The sequence below is a fragment of the Aestuariirhabdus haliotis genome (assembly GCF_023509475.1).
Taxonomy (GTDB): domain Bacteria; phylum Pseudomonadota; class Gammaproteobacteria; order Pseudomonadales; family Aestuariirhabdaceae; genus Aestuariirhabdus; species Aestuariirhabdus haliotis.
The window spans coordinates 41,350-56,638 of record NZ_JAKSDZ010000007.1 but is presented as its reverse complement, the minus strand read 5'-3'; the positions used below and the strand labels follow the sequence as shown (position 1 = coordinate 56,638).

Annotated in this window: 18 protein-coding genes and 1 other RNA gene; 6 read left to right on the top strand and 13 right to left on the bottom strand. The window is 49.4% G+C overall.

What is annotated here, in order from left to right; all coding sequences use genetic code 11:
* Positions 1 to 12 precede the first annotated feature (12 nt).
* From MIB40_RS07385 to smpB, 3 genes are all read right to left on the bottom strand, one after another.
* Entirely contained in the window at positions 13 to 918 is a 906-nt protein-coding gene (locus tag MIB40_RS07385) for a WYL domain-containing protein (protein ID WP_249692544.1), read from the bottom strand.
* A gap of 501 nt (positions 919 to 1,419) precedes the next feature.
* Positions 1,420 to 1,776: a transfer-messenger RNA gene (ssrA, locus tag MIB40_RS07380) on the bottom strand.
* A 220-nt stretch (positions 1,777 to 1,996) separates the two neighbouring features.
* Positions 1,997 to 2,473 carry an SsrA-binding protein SmpB gene (gene smpB / locus MIB40_RS07375; protein ID WP_249692543.1) on the bottom strand — a complete coding sequence of 159 codons (477 nt, stop codon included), beginning with the start codon at positions 2,471 to 2,473 and terminating at the stop codon, positions 1,997 to 1,999.
* Between the two features lie 111 nt (positions 2,474 to 2,584).
* On the opposite strand from smpB, the gene MIB40_RS07370 reads away from it, so the two are divergent.
* The 4 genes from MIB40_RS07370 to MIB40_RS07355 all read left to right on the top strand — a co-directional run bounded on the left by MIB40_RS07370 (position 2,585) and on the right by MIB40_RS07355 (position 5,703).
* Entirely contained in the window at positions 2,585 to 3,973 is a 1,389-nt protein-coding gene (locus MIB40_RS07370; RefSeq protein ID WP_249692539.1) for a sodium-dependent transporter, read from the top strand.
* 6 nt (positions 3,974 to 3,979) lie between these two features.
* The gene (locus MIB40_RS07365; RefSeq protein ID WP_249692531.1) at positions 3,980 to 4,411 is read left to right on the top strand and encodes a type II toxin-antitoxin system RatA family toxin; all 432 of its coding nucleotides are present in this window, start codon (positions 3,980 to 3,982) and stop codon (positions 4,409 to 4,411) included.
* The gene (locus MIB40_RS07360) at positions 4,412 to 4,720 is read left to right on the top strand and encodes an RnfH family protein (RefSeq protein WP_249692529.1); all 309 of its coding nucleotides are present in this window, start codon (positions 4,412 to 4,414) and stop codon (positions 4,718 to 4,720) included.
* Between the two features lie 392 nt (positions 4,721 to 5,112).
* Positions 5,113 to 5,703, top strand: a complete 591-nt coding sequence (locus tag MIB40_RS07355; RefSeq protein WP_249692527.1) for a lipid-binding SYLF domain-containing protein — start codon at positions 5,113 to 5,115, stop codon at positions 5,701 to 5,703.
* 25 nt (positions 5,704 to 5,728) lie between these two features.
* On the opposite strand, the gene MIB40_RS07350 is transcribed toward MIB40_RS07355, so the two are convergent.
* The 7 genes from MIB40_RS07350 to MIB40_RS07320 form a co-directional block, all read right to left on the bottom strand.
* Positions 5,729 to 6,523 (bottom strand): hypothetical protein, encoded by a 795-nt coding sequence (locus MIB40_RS07350; protein WP_249692525.1) that lies wholly within the window; start codon positions 6,521 to 6,523, stop codon positions 5,729 to 5,731.
* Positions 6,520 to 7,059, bottom strand: coding sequence for a DUF2878 domain-containing protein (locus MIB40_RS07345; protein WP_249692523.1), 540 nt, complete (start codon positions 7,057 to 7,059; stop codon positions 6,520 to 6,522). Before MIB40_RS07345 ends, MIB40_RS07350 begins: the two co-directional genes overlap by 4 nt.
* Positions 7,060 to 7,082: 23 nt before the next feature.
* Positions 7,083 to 8,360: an SAM-dependent methyltransferase gene (locus MIB40_RS07340; RefSeq protein WP_249692521.1), complete on the bottom strand. Its 1,278-nt coding sequence runs from the start codon at positions 8,358 to 8,360 to the stop codon at positions 7,083 to 7,085.
* A gap of 85 nt (positions 8,361 to 8,445) precedes the next feature.
* Entirely contained in the window at positions 8,446 to 9,246 is an 801-nt protein-coding gene (locus MIB40_RS07335; RefSeq protein WP_249692519.1) for a DUF1365 domain-containing protein, read from the bottom strand.
* Positions 9,243 to 10,499 carry an NAD(P)/FAD-dependent oxidoreductase gene (locus MIB40_RS07330; RefSeq protein ID WP_249692517.1) on the bottom strand — a complete coding sequence of 419 codons (1,257 nt, stop codon included), beginning with the start codon at positions 10,497 to 10,499 and terminating at the stop codon, positions 9,243 to 9,245. The genes MIB40_RS07335 and MIB40_RS07330 overlap by 4 nt, the downstream gene beginning before the upstream one ends.
* Positions 10,499 to 11,272 (bottom strand): SDR family NAD(P)-dependent oxidoreductase, encoded by a 774-nt coding sequence (locus MIB40_RS07325; protein WP_249692515.1) that lies wholly within the window; start codon positions 11,270 to 11,272, stop codon positions 10,499 to 10,501. The genes MIB40_RS07330 and MIB40_RS07325 overlap by 1 nt, the downstream gene beginning before the upstream one ends.
* A gap of 12 nt (positions 11,273 to 11,284) precedes the next feature.
* A complete protein-coding gene (locus tag MIB40_RS07320; RefSeq protein WP_249692513.1) occupies positions 11,285 to 11,713 on the bottom strand; it encodes a nuclear transport factor 2 family protein in 429 nt (142 codons plus the stop codon).
* Between the two features lie 233 nt (positions 11,714 to 11,946).
* On the opposite strand from MIB40_RS07320, the gene MIB40_RS07315 reads away from it, so the two are divergent.
* Together MIB40_RS07315 and MIB40_RS07310 are read left to right on the top strand one after the other, a co-directional pair.
* Positions 11,947 to 12,606, top strand: a complete 660-nt coding sequence (locus MIB40_RS07315) for a sigma-70 family RNA polymerase sigma factor (protein WP_249692511.1) — start codon at positions 11,947 to 11,949, stop codon at positions 12,604 to 12,606.
* Positions 12,603 to 13,265, top strand: a complete 663-nt coding sequence (locus MIB40_RS07310; RefSeq protein ID WP_249692509.1) for a ChrR family anti-sigma-E factor — start codon at positions 12,603 to 12,605, stop codon at positions 13,263 to 13,265. Before MIB40_RS07315 ends, MIB40_RS07310 begins: the two co-directional genes overlap by 4 nt.
* Before the next feature lie 54 nt (positions 13,266 to 13,319).
* Here MIB40_RS07310 and MIB40_RS07305 read toward each other — a convergent pair whose 3' ends face one another.
* From MIB40_RS07305 to folM, 3 genes are all read right to left on the bottom strand, one after another.
* Positions 13,320 to 13,730, bottom strand: coding sequence for a hypothetical protein (locus MIB40_RS07305; RefSeq protein WP_249692507.1), 411 nt, complete (start codon positions 13,728 to 13,730; stop codon positions 13,320 to 13,322).
* Positions 13,731 to 14,087: 357 nt separating this feature from the next.
* Complete coding sequence (locus MIB40_RS07300) at positions 14,088 to 14,468, bottom strand: glycerol-3-phosphate acyltransferase (protein ID WP_249692505.1); 381 nt, start codon at positions 14,466 to 14,468, stop codon at positions 14,088 to 14,090.
* Between the two features lie 98 nt (positions 14,469 to 14,566).
* Positions 14,567 to 15,280 (bottom strand): dihydromonapterin reductase, encoded by a 714-nt coding sequence (folM, locus tag MIB40_RS07295; RefSeq protein ID WP_249692503.1) that lies wholly within the window; start codon positions 15,278 to 15,280, stop codon positions 14,567 to 14,569.
* Positions 15,281 to 15,289: the final 9 nt, after the last annotated feature.

Here is a 15,289-nt window from a genome sequence, read left to right as displayed (position 1 = left end):
TCTCCATCAAATTTAGTCTTGTAATTCTTGATAACCGGGGGCAATGGCTAGATTCTCAACCCCATACAGGGTTTGCGTATTCTTTAGCCAAAGCTGAAATTCTGGGCCTGACATTTGGTGCTTGTCAGAACAGTCTACATTCCAATGCCTTAATACGTAGCCTGCAACAGCGGCTCGTATCTGGACTTTAAGCATGCCTTCTTTCATGGCGTATTCGGCTTCAATTGTTTTTGGATGCTTAAGGCGTGGGTGCGGAACAATATGCATTTCTACAATTCGGTTCCACTGGATGTCTGCATCCTTTGATTCTTCTTCACTGACGTCGCTTTGTGGTAATTCGCAGGGATTTTCAATTCGATTAATAACGAAATCAGAGAAGCGATTTTTAGCTCGATCATATCCTCTAACATGCCAGCGCAAACCATTATCGACCAATGCGAAAGGTACGATCTCTCTTTCAGATAAGCCGCTAGAAAGGGACCGGTAGCCAATGCGAAGTGCTTGCTTGTTGTGAATAGCACGAGTGATATGTGCCAAATTTTGTAGATGTGGAAAGTTTAATTGTGTCGGCGCTTCGCTGGTAACGATGGATTTCTGAGTGCCAACAAAATCATCACCAAAGCCATGTAATAATGCCGCGAGGGTTTGGCTACCAGAGTATTCAAATAGTGGCGTAAAGCCTTCGCGCTGAATATAGGTTTTAGCCTTAGTGTCGTATTCGATGTTTTTGGAGGCGAGATCTTTATATAAGGAAAGGTCTCGTGAGGCGGCCGCTTCTTTTATACCAAAGCGCGAAACAAGATCATTACGATTAACCGTACCTAAAAAGTAAAGTTTGAAGTCGATATGAAATAACCGTTCTCTTTGCGCCTGGCTTGTTGTAGCAAGCTGCTCTAGAACTGATTTGTCGTGAGACATTAAGTAGCCTCCAAATCAGGAATGCCAGTTTGCTTCTCATGCTGTGAATAGTGCGTTGTCACTTTCGCTACTCTCTGCTTTTAACCTGTAAAGGCCGCTCTATAAATGCCATACCAATGCTGTGGGCTGGATATGGCTTGATACTACTATTAATTGTTACGTAGTATTAAATGATATTCAGTGTGTGTCAATATGATAACCACAGTTAAATTGATATTGTTTGCTTATTCCCTTCAGCTCAACCAATTCTTCCAACAAACCTTTTGATTAGTCCGATAATAAGCTACTGATTTTAAAGGGTTCTCTATTCTCTGGTCATGGACTTGGGCTATTCGAGGTGGGGAGAGGCACAGAGAGTATTCGGCAATTCAGAGAATATATGCCTTGAAAAGCCCGAGATTAAGAAGTGGGCGAAGTCCGTAAACCCTTACCACATAAGGCCTGTAGCGCGGGGCGCAGGCAATAAAAAACCCCAACTGATAACAGTTGGGGTTTCGTATTTGGTGGAGACGGCGGGAATTGAACCCGCGTCCGCCAGCACTCTGCCATTGGCTCTACATGCTTAGATTCGTCTACTTAGTTAGCCAGTATCGGCCCGACGATCAGGGTGATAAAGGCGAGTCTGAATAAGTTTTTAGCAGCGCCACATCAGACAAATTTTGCTGCGATCCTGTTCTGCGTGCCGTCTGAGTCCCGTTTACAGGCATCCGATGTCAGACGTAGGCTGGATTTAGGCAGCCAGTGCGTAGTTTTCGTCGTTAGCAACTATAAAAGTTGCAGCGATTGTTTTACGAGAGTCACTACCCTCTCGGCATGCACCTCAGGTTTCGTCACCGTCGTCGAATCCAAATCGTCCCCGGTAAACCTTTAGTGGCGGCGATTATACACCCATCTTTGCTCTGGCGGTAATACTCTGTTGGGTATTGGCCGTCATGCAATGGGCAATCGCCTTGGCTCTGAACTGCAATGTTGCTGTAGCAGGTGATTGGTCAGGCCATACCCATATAGTATGGGCGGTCTTTCACTATTCAAGGCCTCGGAAGGGTATCAGTTGTGCCTTGAATCGAATTTTTTCAGATTATTTGCGCATAATGCGCTGCTTCTGACGGTTCCAATCGCGCTCTTTCTCGGTTGCCCGCTTGTCGAAGTCTTTCTTGCCTCGGGCAGTAGCGACTTCGGCTTTGATCAGATGCTTCTTCCAGTAGAGGGCTGTGCAAACACAGGTATGTCCTTGCTGTTCGATCACTTGCAGCAGTTTGGCCAGCTCGCGCTTGTTCAGCAGCAGCTTACGATCCCGGCGAGGATCTGCCACTACGTGGGTAGAGGCGGTGGTCAACGGCGTAATCTGAGCGCCGACCAGCCAGGCCTCGCCATTTTTCAGAATCACATAGCTATCGACCAGCTGAACCTTGCCGGCACGCAGGCTTTTGACTTCCCATCCAGACAGCACCAGACCCGCTTCATAACGGTCGTCAATGTGGTAGTCGTGGCGCGCTTTTTTGTTGAGCACAATGGTGCCGCCGCCACTGTTTGATTTTTTCTGTTTCTTTGCCATGGCGCGGATTATAGGGAGAGAGCGGGGTGCAGGCAATCAAAGGTTGAGTCGTACAGCTAAATCGCTAGAATGTGCGCCTTGTGCCTGTAATTTATTCAATAGTAGAGGTTAATGATGTCAGATAGCGCACCCACGGTCACTGGAACATGGGCCACACGATGGACCTTTATTCTGGCCGCTTCGGGATCGGCAATTGGGCTGGGTAATATCTGGAAGTTCCCTTTTATCACCGGTGAGAACGGCGGTGGTGCCTTCGTGCTGGTTTATCTGATCTGCATCGCGATGGTGGGTATTCCCATCATGATGTCCGAGGTATTGATCGGTCGTCACGCTCGCCATAACCCGATTACTGCGATGGGGCAGTTGGCGCGGGAATCCGGTGCCAGCCGCCTGTGGGGTGGTATCGGTTGGATGGGGGTGCTGGCCGGCATCATGATTCTCTCCTTTTACAGTGTCGTAGCCGGCTGGTCGCTGGATTACACCGTGGAGCTGTTTGCCGGTAACTTCAATGGCAAAACCGGTGAAGAGGTCGGCAAGGCCTTTGGTGAGGGGCTGCTGCAAGATGTACCCAAGCTGACGCTGTGGCACACCGTCTTTATGGCCCTGACCGCGCTGGTGGTGGCCCTGGGTATTCACAAGGGTTTGGAAAACAGCGTCAAGCTGATGATGCCGGCTCTGTTTATTCTGCTGATTGGCATGCTGATCTACAGTGCGACCCAAACCGGTCACTTCGGTGAAGGCTTCGCCTACCTGTTTGATTTTGATTTCAGCAAGCTGAGTGTTGATGCGGTGTTGGCGGCCCTGGGGCACTCCTTCTTTACCCTGAGTCTGGGTATGTGTGCGATTATGGCCTACGGTGCCTATATGCCCAAGCAGGCCTCGATTGGCAGTACCGTCATTACCGTGGCGATTCTCGATACGGCGGTTGCCTTAGTGGCGGGGTTGGTGATTTTCCCCATCGTGTTTGCCAATGGCATGGAGCCGACTCAGGGCCCTGGCTTGTTGTTTGTGTCCCTAACCACGGCTTTTGCCCAGATTCCGGGCGGCCAGATTCTTGGTGGTGTCTTCTTCCTGTTGGTGTCTATCGCAGCACTGAGTTCCTCTATCTCCCTGATAGAACCCTCTGCGGCCTGGATGACCGAACGCTTTAATATGGGACGAGCCACTTCTGTGGTGATCCTGAGCGTGATTGTCTGGATATTCGGTATGGGGTGCCTGTTGTCGCTTAATGAGTGGTCGGGCGAAGAATACCAGGTCTTCGGCATGGGAATGTTTGATCTGTTCGACTTCCTGACCGCCAATATCATGCTACCGCTGGGCGGCATGTTTATCGCGATCTTCGCTGGCTGGATAATGAAGCGTTCGGTGGTGCTCAACGAGCTTGCGCTCAAGAGCCTGGTGCGTTTCAACCTGTGGCGTGCAATGACCCGGGTTATTTCACCTCTGGCCGTGTTTATCGTGTTTGTGGTCACTCTGTATCAGAAGTTTAACGGTGCCTGATAGCTAATGCATAAGGTTAGCCGCAGTGCCCTGATCATGCATTCGGCGCAGCGTATGTACGACCTGGTGGAGGATGTGGAATCCTACCCCCAGTTTCTGCCCTGGTGTGATGGGGCCGAGGTATTGATGCGAGCGCCGGATCAGGTCGAGGCCCGGGTGGATGTGGGCAAGGCAGGATTGCGGCACAGCTTTGTTACCCGCAATCGCTTGGTGCCCGGGAAGGAGTTACATATCGCGTTGGTGGACGGCCCGTTTTCGACTCTGGAAGGGTGCTGGCGTTTTACGGAGCTGGAAGTCAGTGCCTGCAAGGTAGAATTAGAGCTGGAGTTTGAGTTTTCCAACCGTCTGCTGGCCGCCACCTTCAATGGCGTGTTTAATAAAGCGATGCAGACCATGATGGATGCTTTCTGCAAACGAGCCGACGAGGTGTACCGCTAAATGGACAGTGACACAATCCAGGTCGAGGTGGCTTATGCCACGCCCGAGAAACAGTTGATTATTCCCCTCAGTGTGCCCGTCGGTACGACCATGCTGGAGGCCGCACAGCGCTCGGGAATCAGTGAGCAATTTGCCAATATCGATCTCGACAATACTCCGATGGGGATCTTTGGTAAAAGCGAACCCAAGCCGGCTGAGCGCAAACTGTTGGCCAACGAACGAGTGGAGGTCTACCGTCCACTGATCGCTGACCCGAAGCTGGTGCGTAAACAGCGAGCTGCCGAGGCCAAGGCCCGCAAGGAAGGCTGAGTCGAGAAACGGCCCTGCCTGAGAACGCTTCCATGGGCTCACTGGAAGACTTCCCTAGTTTGATATTACATTCCGTCAGCGATTGAGCAATCCTCTGCTACTCTTTTAGCGGGTTACTGATTTGCTATCTGCCGTTATGGTCATAACGTTGTAAAACGATCCATATAGGTGTCTTAATAAAAGCATCTTTTTACCGTCCCCCAAAAGCTGGCCGTCTTGAAAGCGAAATAAACAGCCAGCCAGAGTGTTTTTGTGAAGTGGCTTCCGGTGGAACACCAATAATCAGTACCTGTTCTCAAACCCCTGATCTATAGGGCTTGGTAATGAACCCTTTACGCGGTGTTGGTTCAAAGCTTATGACAGACAGTAATGGATTATATCGGGAGAATTCTATGCACATACGAACAAAAATACTGGTTCCCTTATTGGCCTTGTTGTTGATGCCAATGGCCTATGCTGAGCAGAAAGTCGAAGACTTTTCTGAAACCATCAATAACTTCAAACGCATTGATGTGGTGAAGCCCTTCTTTGACAACGCCTACGGTTATGCGGTGTTTCCTACCATCGGAAAAGGCGGCATCGGTATTGGTGGTGCTTATGGCGAAGGCCAGGTTTATCGTGCTGATAATGTGACCGGTTTTACCTCCTTGCTGGACCTGTCGATTGGTTTCCAGTTAGGTGGACAGGCCTATAGCCAGGTGGTGTTCTTTGAAGATAAGCGAGCCTATGATGATTTTACCAACGGTAACTTTGAGTTCAGCGCGCAAGCCGGCGCCATTGCCGTGACCAGCAGTGCCAATGCCAAGAGTGGCACTGGCGGTGGATCTTCAGCGGGCGCCAGTACTTCGGCTGGAGCCGGAGGCCAACAAGCCGAAACCAATTACTACAAAGGCATGTTGGTCTTTGTTCTGGGTAAGGGGGGGCTAATGTTTGAAGCTACGGTTGCGGGTCAGAAGTATGGTTTCGAGGGATTGGCGAAGTAGTTTGCTATAGAAGTAGCTTGCCGGTTTAACCGGGGTCACAGGGGCAGTAACGGTAATCGATGTTGGCGTTGATGGCTGCCCCTTCATGATCGACCAGATTGACGATGCCGCGATAGCGAACCAGCCGTTTTTGCTGGTCGTATTGCAAAACCAGCGGCTCCAGCAGCCAGCGTAGCCAGGCACTGTCGGCTTCTACCCAAAAGCAGTATTGGGCTTTGGGATGTTTGGGAACGGTGCATTCCTCCATCGCCAGCAATCGAACTCTCAGGGACAGATTGCGCTGGTGAACGGGTGAGGCAAAGCCCAGAGGTAGCGACTCGGAATCGATCAGTTGCTGCCAATGCGCTCGTACAAAATGATCAAATCCGGCATCGATAACGCTGACATTTTGCTCGTTCAGGACCAGCTCTTCCTGCGTTTCATTGCGGTTTGCACGATAGCTCAATAGCAACCGCTTAGGGTCGACCCATTGGGCTTGGCGCACTTCTCCCTGGCGTAAATCCTGTTGGTAGACTTCCGGGCGAGCAAAATCGTTATCCAGGTAGTTCAGCTGTTTTACAGCGAACAGGTTATGGTCGATGCCCCGATATTCGATACGGACTTTGTGAGTGGTACTTGATTCAGTGTGGGAGGCCTGGCTTGTAGTCAATTCGGGCGGCTCACCGAAAGAGCTGTTGTTTTCAATGTAATGATGCTCGCAATATCGGATCTCTCCATTGTCCGGATTCGTTGCCAGACCAATAATGGATACCTCGGACAGGTTGGTGTTTTGGCCGCAGGCTGCGAGCAGGGATGAAGCCAGAATCCAGGGCAGGCTCATGATGCGATTCCTGTTTCAGTGCCCAGGTAGTGACGATCCACCCAGAACATAAAACTGAGTAGGCATCCCCATAATAGAGACAGTGTTAACAGGGTTTGCCATTGAGGGCTGGCCAGATTGAGTTGATGACTCAGGTTGGCGCCGGCGTAATAGCTCAGCGGGCCTGCGACAGCTCCGCAAATCAGCGCTAGCAGCCATCGATCCCTGAGCCAGCTCAGACAGTGATGGATGGTGGTGGGGAAAATCAGCCAGAGCGCAGCAAGCCATAAGGGTATCAGGTTTGCATCATCGTTTCGGATCAAAATCTGCCAGTGGATAAGCAAACTGTCCAGGCTGATACCGATTGCCGCGAAGCTCATTATCATGAGCCACTCTCGTTTATCGCGACTAATGACCAGGAAATGAATCAGTAATATCACAATCAGAGCAGCCGAAGACCAAATGTCGCCTCCAACAATGCAGGCAAACCAACCCACTTGAAACAGGCCGGCGTTTAGCAGCAGCTTGAACTGGGGGCTAAGTGTTGATGGCTTCATCCCGGCCTCTGGAGTCATTGATACTAACCCACGCTCGGCAGCTGGCGACAGCCCGGTTTGGCGATCAGGAATTGCCCGGTGGAGATAACACGTTCACGAAATCCACCCTCGCAATAACAGAGATAAAAATCCCACATGCGGATAAAGGTATCGTCAAAGTTGGCTCGCTTTACTTCATCGAGACGTGCAAAAAAACGCTCGCGCCAGCAGCGCAAGGTTTCGGCGTAGTCCAGGGTGATATCTTCCAGGCCAACCAATTGCATATCGGTGTGCTGGCAAAGGTTGTCAGCGATAACACTGGCTGAGGGTAATGATCCGCCAGGAAAAATATACTTCTGAATAAAATCCACCGAGCGTAAGGCTTGTTGATAGCGCTGGTCGGCAATGGTAATGGCCTGAATCAGCATCAGTCCGTCGGGTTTGATCAAATTGTTACATTGCTTGAAAAAGGTGGGATAGTACTCGTGACCAACCGCTTCAATCATCTCTACGGAAACCAGCTTGTCGTATTGGCCTTCGAGTTTTCGATAGTCTTTCAGTAACAGGGTAATACGGTCTTCCAGGCCTTCCCGCTTGACCCATTCGCTTGCGTAGCGATATTGCTCTTGCGAAATGGTGGTAGTAGTAACGCGGCAACCAAAATGCTTGGCCGCATAAATAGCCATGCCTCCCCACCCCGTGCCGATTTCCAGCAAGTGATCCTGTTCAGAAAGCTGAAGGCGTTCGCAGATGTGATGTAGCTTATATTCCGCCGCCTGCTCAAGATCCGTTTCCGGGGTTGGAAAAATGGCCGAGGAATACATCATATTTTGGTCGAGAAACAGTGAGAATAATTCGTTACTGAGATCGTAATGGGCCGATATGTTTTCTTTGGAACCACTTAGCGAATTGGCCGTTGCTTTACGGTAAATGGCAGACAGCAGGCGGCGAAGCGGATTGCCTTGCTGGTCCATCGACTGCAGAGTCTCCATATTAGCGACCATTACCCTGACCACGGCGACCAAATCCGGGCTGCTCCAGGCGCCTGTCATAAAGGCTTCTCCGGAACCTGTGCTGCCATTGAGCAATACGCGGCGATAGAGTGAGGCGTGATGCACATGTATTACGGCATGCAACTCCTGTGGTGCGTTTGGATCGCCGTATTCAAAAGTCTGTTCGCCATCGTGCAGGCTCAAACGTCCTGTCTCCAGACGTTGTAATAATTTATGCACAGTGCGTTCTGCGATGCGGTCGATCCAGTGATCAGATACAGGTTTGCTGTATTGGGCGTCCTGAATGCTGTAAGTCTTGGCAGATTCCATTGGGCGATTTCCTCGTCGGTGACTTCTGTCGTTTTTTTAATGTTATGGTGAAATATTGTGAATGATTTACGGCCTGTTTTGGCAACTAGGGTTTTACACTGGATTCCGGTAAAGGGGGGTGGCCAATAAAAGGCACACCCTTCAGCCATATTTTGAGTGCTTGCCAATAGATTCCCCAGGCGACCTTTAGTGTCATCAGCGGAAAACGAAGCAAAACCTGCCGCATGTTCGCGGGTGTTAAAGGGTAGCGACGCAGGCGCATGCCGGCAGAAAAGAATTGTTGATCCGCCTGCCAGTTCTGAATACTCAGGTAGAGGGAGCTTTGAGGTAATCCACTACGTAATAGATAACTCATATCCATTGGCATAAAAGGCGATACATGCATGGACTTATCGAAACGGGCTTGCAGTCGTTCGGTGCTTTCATCACAGGGAAGACAGTAATGAATTCTTTCTCCCCAGGGCGTATTGGTGACTTCAGCCACTAGCGCCTGAAGCTTTCCTTGTTCATCAAAACAGTAGTAACAGCTGATCGGGTTGATCAGATAACCAAAATAGCGAAGGTTGGTTAACAGACAGACGGCCCCGGTTGGACGTGTACCCGTGTTTTCCAGTACATAATCTCGAACGTTTTCCGCCAGCTCGTGATGATTTCTGGATTTTCCATGCCAATAATCCTGACAGTTAAAGCGCGCTATGGCCCAGCGATGACAAGACCACAATCGACTTTGTGAGAAGTCTTCATGGACAAGATCCAGATTTAAATACGCCATAAAAACTCGATACTGAAATTCGTGTTGCTTGGGTCTAAAGCGACGGTGGAATACTGGGCCTAGATACAGCGCGCTGCTTAACTGAGGGTTCGAATTAGCGGGTTGGCTGGTCATAGCGATAACCCAAATCCTTCGCAGACCCTGAGAGCGCTACTAACACCATCTTCGTGAAATCCGTTGGCCCAGTAAGCACCACAAAACCAGGTGCGTCGAACCCCATTGATGTCTGACCAGCGTTGTTGAGCTTTGCTGCCTTCAATGGAAAATTGAGGGTGAGCGTAAGTAAATCGACCCAGAATACTGTCCGGATCGATCGCCGAAGTATCATTGAGGGTGACACAGATTGCTTTGCTGGACTTTATCCCTTGCAGGATATTCATATTGTAAGTCAGCACTGGCAGGGCATTTTGATCCGAACCGTTGTCCTTCAAACGGTAATTCCAGCTGCTCCAGGTGGCTTTGCGTTTGGGTAACATGCGCTGATCGGTGTGGAGAATAACGTCGTTATCCAGATAGGGAATAGCTTTCAGGATTTCCTGTTCATGAGCTGAGGCATCGGAGAGCAGCTTGAGTGCCTGGTCGCTGTGACAAGCCATAATTACCTGGTCGAATTCCTGTTCGCTCTGGTTGTGACGAATAATGACGTTATTATCCGTACGCTGAATGGATTCGATCGAACAGTTTAACTTGATACGATCCGAAAAAGATTTTACTAACGGATCCAGATACTGACTGGAACCTCCCTCTATGACCCGCCATTGCGGGCGATCATTGATGTTGAGTAATCCGTGATTATTAAAAAATCTCAGGAAAAAGCGTGCAGGGAAATTGACCATGGCTTCTCTCCCGGAAGACCATATGGCCGCACCCATCGGAATCAGGTAAAAGTCCTGAAACGACTTTGAGTAACCGTTGTGGCTGAGATAGTCACCCAGACTGAGGCTCTCGGAAATTTTGTCTTGTTGTAAATGGAGTTTGGCCTCACGGTTGAAGCGAACGATATCTTTTAACATGCGCCAATGGTCAGGTCTTAAAACATTACGGCGTTGTGCGAACAGCGTATTAAAGCTGTTACCGCTGTACTCCAAACCGGTTTTTTCACAACTGACGCTGAAACCCATCTCGGTAGGCTTGGAAGCGACTCCCAGCTGGTCCATAAGCTTGATAAAGTTAGGGTATGTCCAGTCATTGTAGACAATAAATCCGGTGTCGACGGCGTGTTCCTGGCCATCGACGGATATCTTGACGGTGGCTGTATGTCCTCCGATACGTGAGCTGGATTCAAATACCGTAATATCATGCTCAGATTGCAGCATATAAGCGGCGGTGAGTCCGGAGATGCCGGTACCAATAATGGCTATTCGCATTAGATGTCATTCACTCGTGTTAGTTTAGGTCCTAGCCAGCGGTACCAGATTAATGGCAGTTTGGCTGCTAACCACAAAGGAAACCAAAGGCGGAAGGGGAAGGCAATGTGTCGTTTTCGTTGGCTGATACCCTGAATGATCTTTTCCGCCGCTTGTTGAGACTCCATCATAAATGGCATGGGGAAGTCGTTGCCGGCGGTCATCGGGGTGCGGATAAACCCGGGGCTGACTACGGTGACATCTATGCCCCATTGGCTGGCATCCACGCGAAGTGAGTCAAGCAGGTAGTGCAGAGCGGCTTTGGAAGAACCATAAGCTTCCGCGCGAGGAAAACCTACACTGGTTGACAGGCTACTCAACCCTACGATTTGTGAGCGGCCAGAAGCCGCTTTAAGCAGGGGTAAACAAGCGCTGATGGTGTTGACGGCGGTAAAGAAATTTCCATTCATCACGCGACGGAAGAGGGCTGGGTCCCAGTGACTGTCATCGACATACTCACAACAGCCAGCGGACAGTAGAACAATATCGAGTTGATCTGTCATTGAACGCAAGGCTTGTTTGAGCGTTTCGGCGGCATCTTCTGCTCCAAGATCGATGACCAGCGGCGTGAGCCGTGCCGGATCAACCTGTTGCAGTCGTTGCAGTCGATCGGTATTGCGACCCAATGCAATAATGTAGTTGCCGGCGCGGGCCAATCTAATGGCCAGCTCACGCCCTATGCCAGAGCTGGCGCCGGTGATTAGAATGGTTTTGCCTGTAATAGCGGTGGTCATGAGTGTTTCCTATTAACTGGCCAGGCGTTGGTTTAGGGCTCTGACGGTCCAACCCAGAAGAGGCAAATGTCGATACAACATGGCCCCCATATCGTAATAGTCTTCGTGATAGAGAATCTGATCGGCAAAACCGATACGGGTTACTCCACTCAGGCGCAAGATTGTCCCATTCTTGATACGGGGATGGGCATAATCCATTTCCCAGGTGAAATAGGCTTTCTTCTCATCCACGATCTGATCCAGAAAATTAAAATGGCAATGCACCAGGTCGGCACCAACGGATGAGAAGTATTGCTTTAACTGATCGCGACCGTCGACTTCGTGAATCGGGTCGAGAAACCTGACCTTGGGGTCATACAGCTGGTCAATTAACGACAGCGGTTGATTGCTGAAATCGCTATAAAAATCTTTGAATTGTTGAATCAGGGTCGCTTCTTGCACGAAGTTGAATCCTTCTGGAATGTGGCTGCTGTGTGCTACAGCATGTTCTTGTTCGGGTATACGCCCCGTTATCAGGAATGGATCAATTCGATCCGTATATTTTGTTATTGGTTTGGGTTTTGGCACTTTGAGGCTACTTGGCTATTCACAGCCTCTGATAGGCGTGTAACGACTATTCAATAAAAAGTGATCCGAACAGAGGCTCAGGGCGTAAAACAGTCAAAGCAGCCTCAGTGAGTTTTAAAAAAGCGGATGATGAGACTATTATGAGTGTCGTTTCCATACACAGGGATTCTCCCTCTGCCATGAATACCGATGAGCTCCAGAACGATAAGGACAGCTGGAGCCAGCTGTTGTCCCAGGTGGGTAAACATCAGGATCGAGAGGCGTTCGTAAAGCTGTTTCAGCACTTTGCGCCGATGATCAAGAGCTACTTCCTATCGCTGGGTAAGGGGATCAGCCCCGAGCTGGCCGATGATATGGTTCAGGAGGCGATGATCAAGGTTTGGGATAAGGCTGGTATGTACGACCCGGAGCGTGCCGCCGCCAGTACCTGGATCTACACCATCGCTCGTAATGCTCGAATCGATCTGTTACGCCGTAAAGGGCGGCATTCGGTAGAAGAGTCGATCGGTGCCGATGATGTTTGGCCCGATAGTGATCAGACGCAACCATTGGCTCAGTTAACACAGGTACGCTCAGTCGAGCGGGTCAATCAGGCGTTCAAGAGCCTGCCCAACGAACAGGCAAATATCCTCGCGATGGTTTACCGGGAAGGCAAGTGCCACAGCGAGATAGCCGCCGAGCTGGAATTACCACTGGGAACAGTTAAGTCCCGTATTCGACTTGCTCTGGCAAAACTTAATACCCATTTTACACGGTCACCCCTATGATTAAGCAGCATCCTACCAGCGATTTGTTAGCCGAATATGCAGCCGGCTGTCTGCCCTGGGCGCAAGCTATCTGTGTCACCACTCACCTGCACTACTGTAAGGAATGCAGGGCAGAGCTGGAAAAGCTGAACGAGCTTGGTGCTCAGTTGATGGACGAGCAACCTAAGGTTGAGGTGGGTGGTTCGGTATTGGATCAGGTTCTTAATCGTATCGACCAGCCGCAAACGGTTATGCCAGTTGAGAAACCTGCTCCAGTTGTCAGTTCTTCATCGCGCGCTGATTTGCCGCCGGTGGTGGGGCAGCTGATCGATACCACCGGGATACATTGGCAAAAGATCTCCAGCGGTCTGAAAGCTGCCCGTCTGAAATCCGGTGATGAGAACCATGAAGTGGCACTGCACAAAATCAGTGCTGGCGCCAAAGTGGCCCACCATGATCATCGAGCTACCGAGATCACCGTAGTGCTGCGAGGCAGTTTTTCCGACGAGGATGGTGTTTATGCGGTGGGGGATTTCCTTCTGCGTGAACCTGGAGAAGCGCATCGACCAATGGCGGCCCAGAATGAAGATTGCCTGTGCCTGTCGGCCCAGCAAGCGCCTATTCGACTGACCGGCGCCTGGCGATGGTTTAACCCATTTTTAAAGATTCAGCCGGGTTAGGTGGGTGTTTGCATAGATTTTATTTGTACGCCTCAATATCGCTAGAGTGATTCGTTAGGTGGCCTCTTCCTCACCCACTTCTTGTTTTAACTTCTTAATGTTTAATCGAGTTATTTCGTCCTGCAAAGGTTGTATAACGGTATGCCAAACTTTAAATCCATACCAAATCATTAGGATGCCTATAGCTAAAATTGCACCAAGGCTGGTCAAGTAAAACCATTTGTTGTTATTTGCTATGTTTATCTTACTTTCAAGAACTTGCAGGCGCGCTTCTTCTGAAATAGTTCGAACGGTTTCAGGTATGTGCTTTAACAATTGATATTCGACAGAAACATCGTAAACCAAATTATTTGTTGATTGGTTTACATAAATAACTGCGCCAGCACTAAATACAGCCAATAATAGTCCAAATAGAGCGTAGAATTTGTAAATATTATCGGTTGGTAATGGGATTCTGCTTTCCATTGATTTTAGACCTTAGTGTTAAGTCTCCGAAAGTTAATGCTCATAAATACAGCATTCATCTCTGTATTGTTTTTTGTAGAATTTTAATTGAAGTCAAAATCACCATGACATACACAATAATAATGATCTTTGGTATTTGAAATTCTAGTGTTTTGAAAAATAGGGCTATTAATCGCGCTTTGCGGTTGAGTGTTGCTGATTACATAGTATCTGTAGGTTTATAAAAATCAATTAGCCTTAGCTCTCTAATGTGCAGACGAATTTTTCTGTTCAAAAAGTGACTCGCATACAGAGCGTGTTTTCTAGCAGGCAGCGATTGAGGTAGGGGAATGGACGATATGAGGCTCTAAAACTTGCTTAGGATTGTTGAATATTGTTGTTATGACGAATTAGCACATACACCAGCAGCATTGCAATCACTGATTCCAAAAGCAAAAACGGAAGCTGGGTAGAAAAGGTATTGTATTGAATTAGGCTGATCAGCCTGCACAGCGCAAGAGAGGTTGAGAACAGGGCGCTAAATAGCAAAGCCCCTGGTTGGTAGGTTTGGTAGAAACTGCCCAGTAACATGGCTGCGCCCAGGCCGATCTGAAGACCACCGTAGACGCTGAAAAATTCGGCTAATCCCTGCTCGTTCAGAGTGCCCAATCCAAGGTAAGTCGCTGACAATTCTGGCTGTGCTGCACACCAGAGGCCTGAGGCTAGATAGAGGCAACCCATCAAACGAAGAATAATCATTTTGCTAGCTCAGACAGGATAGGGTGCATAGAGGAGAAGGGTTCCCTAGACATGGGGCAACAGTTGATAGCAGGATAACAGTCGATGGATTGGTTTTGCTACTTCAGGTGACGCCCGCCGTCCAGATGCAGAGTACGTCCAGTCATATAATCGCTGTTCATCAGAAAACTGATGGCGTTATAGATTTCCTCAGGCCCGGGCTCTACCGGAATCAACGCTTTCTTCAGGGTATGTTGACGGTACTCTTCGCTGTCATCTTCATTAAAGAGGATCAATGAAGGTGCGATACTGTTCACTTTTACTTCGGGGGCGAGTAGGCGAGCAAAGGAACGACTCATATTTTCTGAGGCGGCTTTACTGGCGGCGTAGGCAATATGCTTTTTGCTGGCTTTTTTAACCGCAAAATCTGTGATGTGAATGATATCCGCAGTGCCTTCAGAGTAAGCTTTCAGTTGATCCGCAAGACCTAAATTCAATTGATAGGGGGCGAAGGCGTGTACTCGCATCATTCTCTCCATCACCAGGCTAGGGGCCAGATCGCTCTCGCCTTCGCCGAGCCAATCCGATGCGTTGTGAATGATACCTCTGAGTTCAGTGTGGTTGTTTTGTACGGAGGTGATTAACTGTTCCACCTGATCGGTATCGTAGAAGTCGCAGTGATACAGCTGAACACCCATCACTTCCAGTTCGCTAAGCGAGTCATGCCGGCGTCTGTAGGTACCAATGACCGGTATGCCTTGCTTGATGAGTGCGCGAGCAATATGGAGTCCAATTCTTTTGGCGATGCCGGTAATAAGGACAGGAGCGGGCATAAGTCTGAT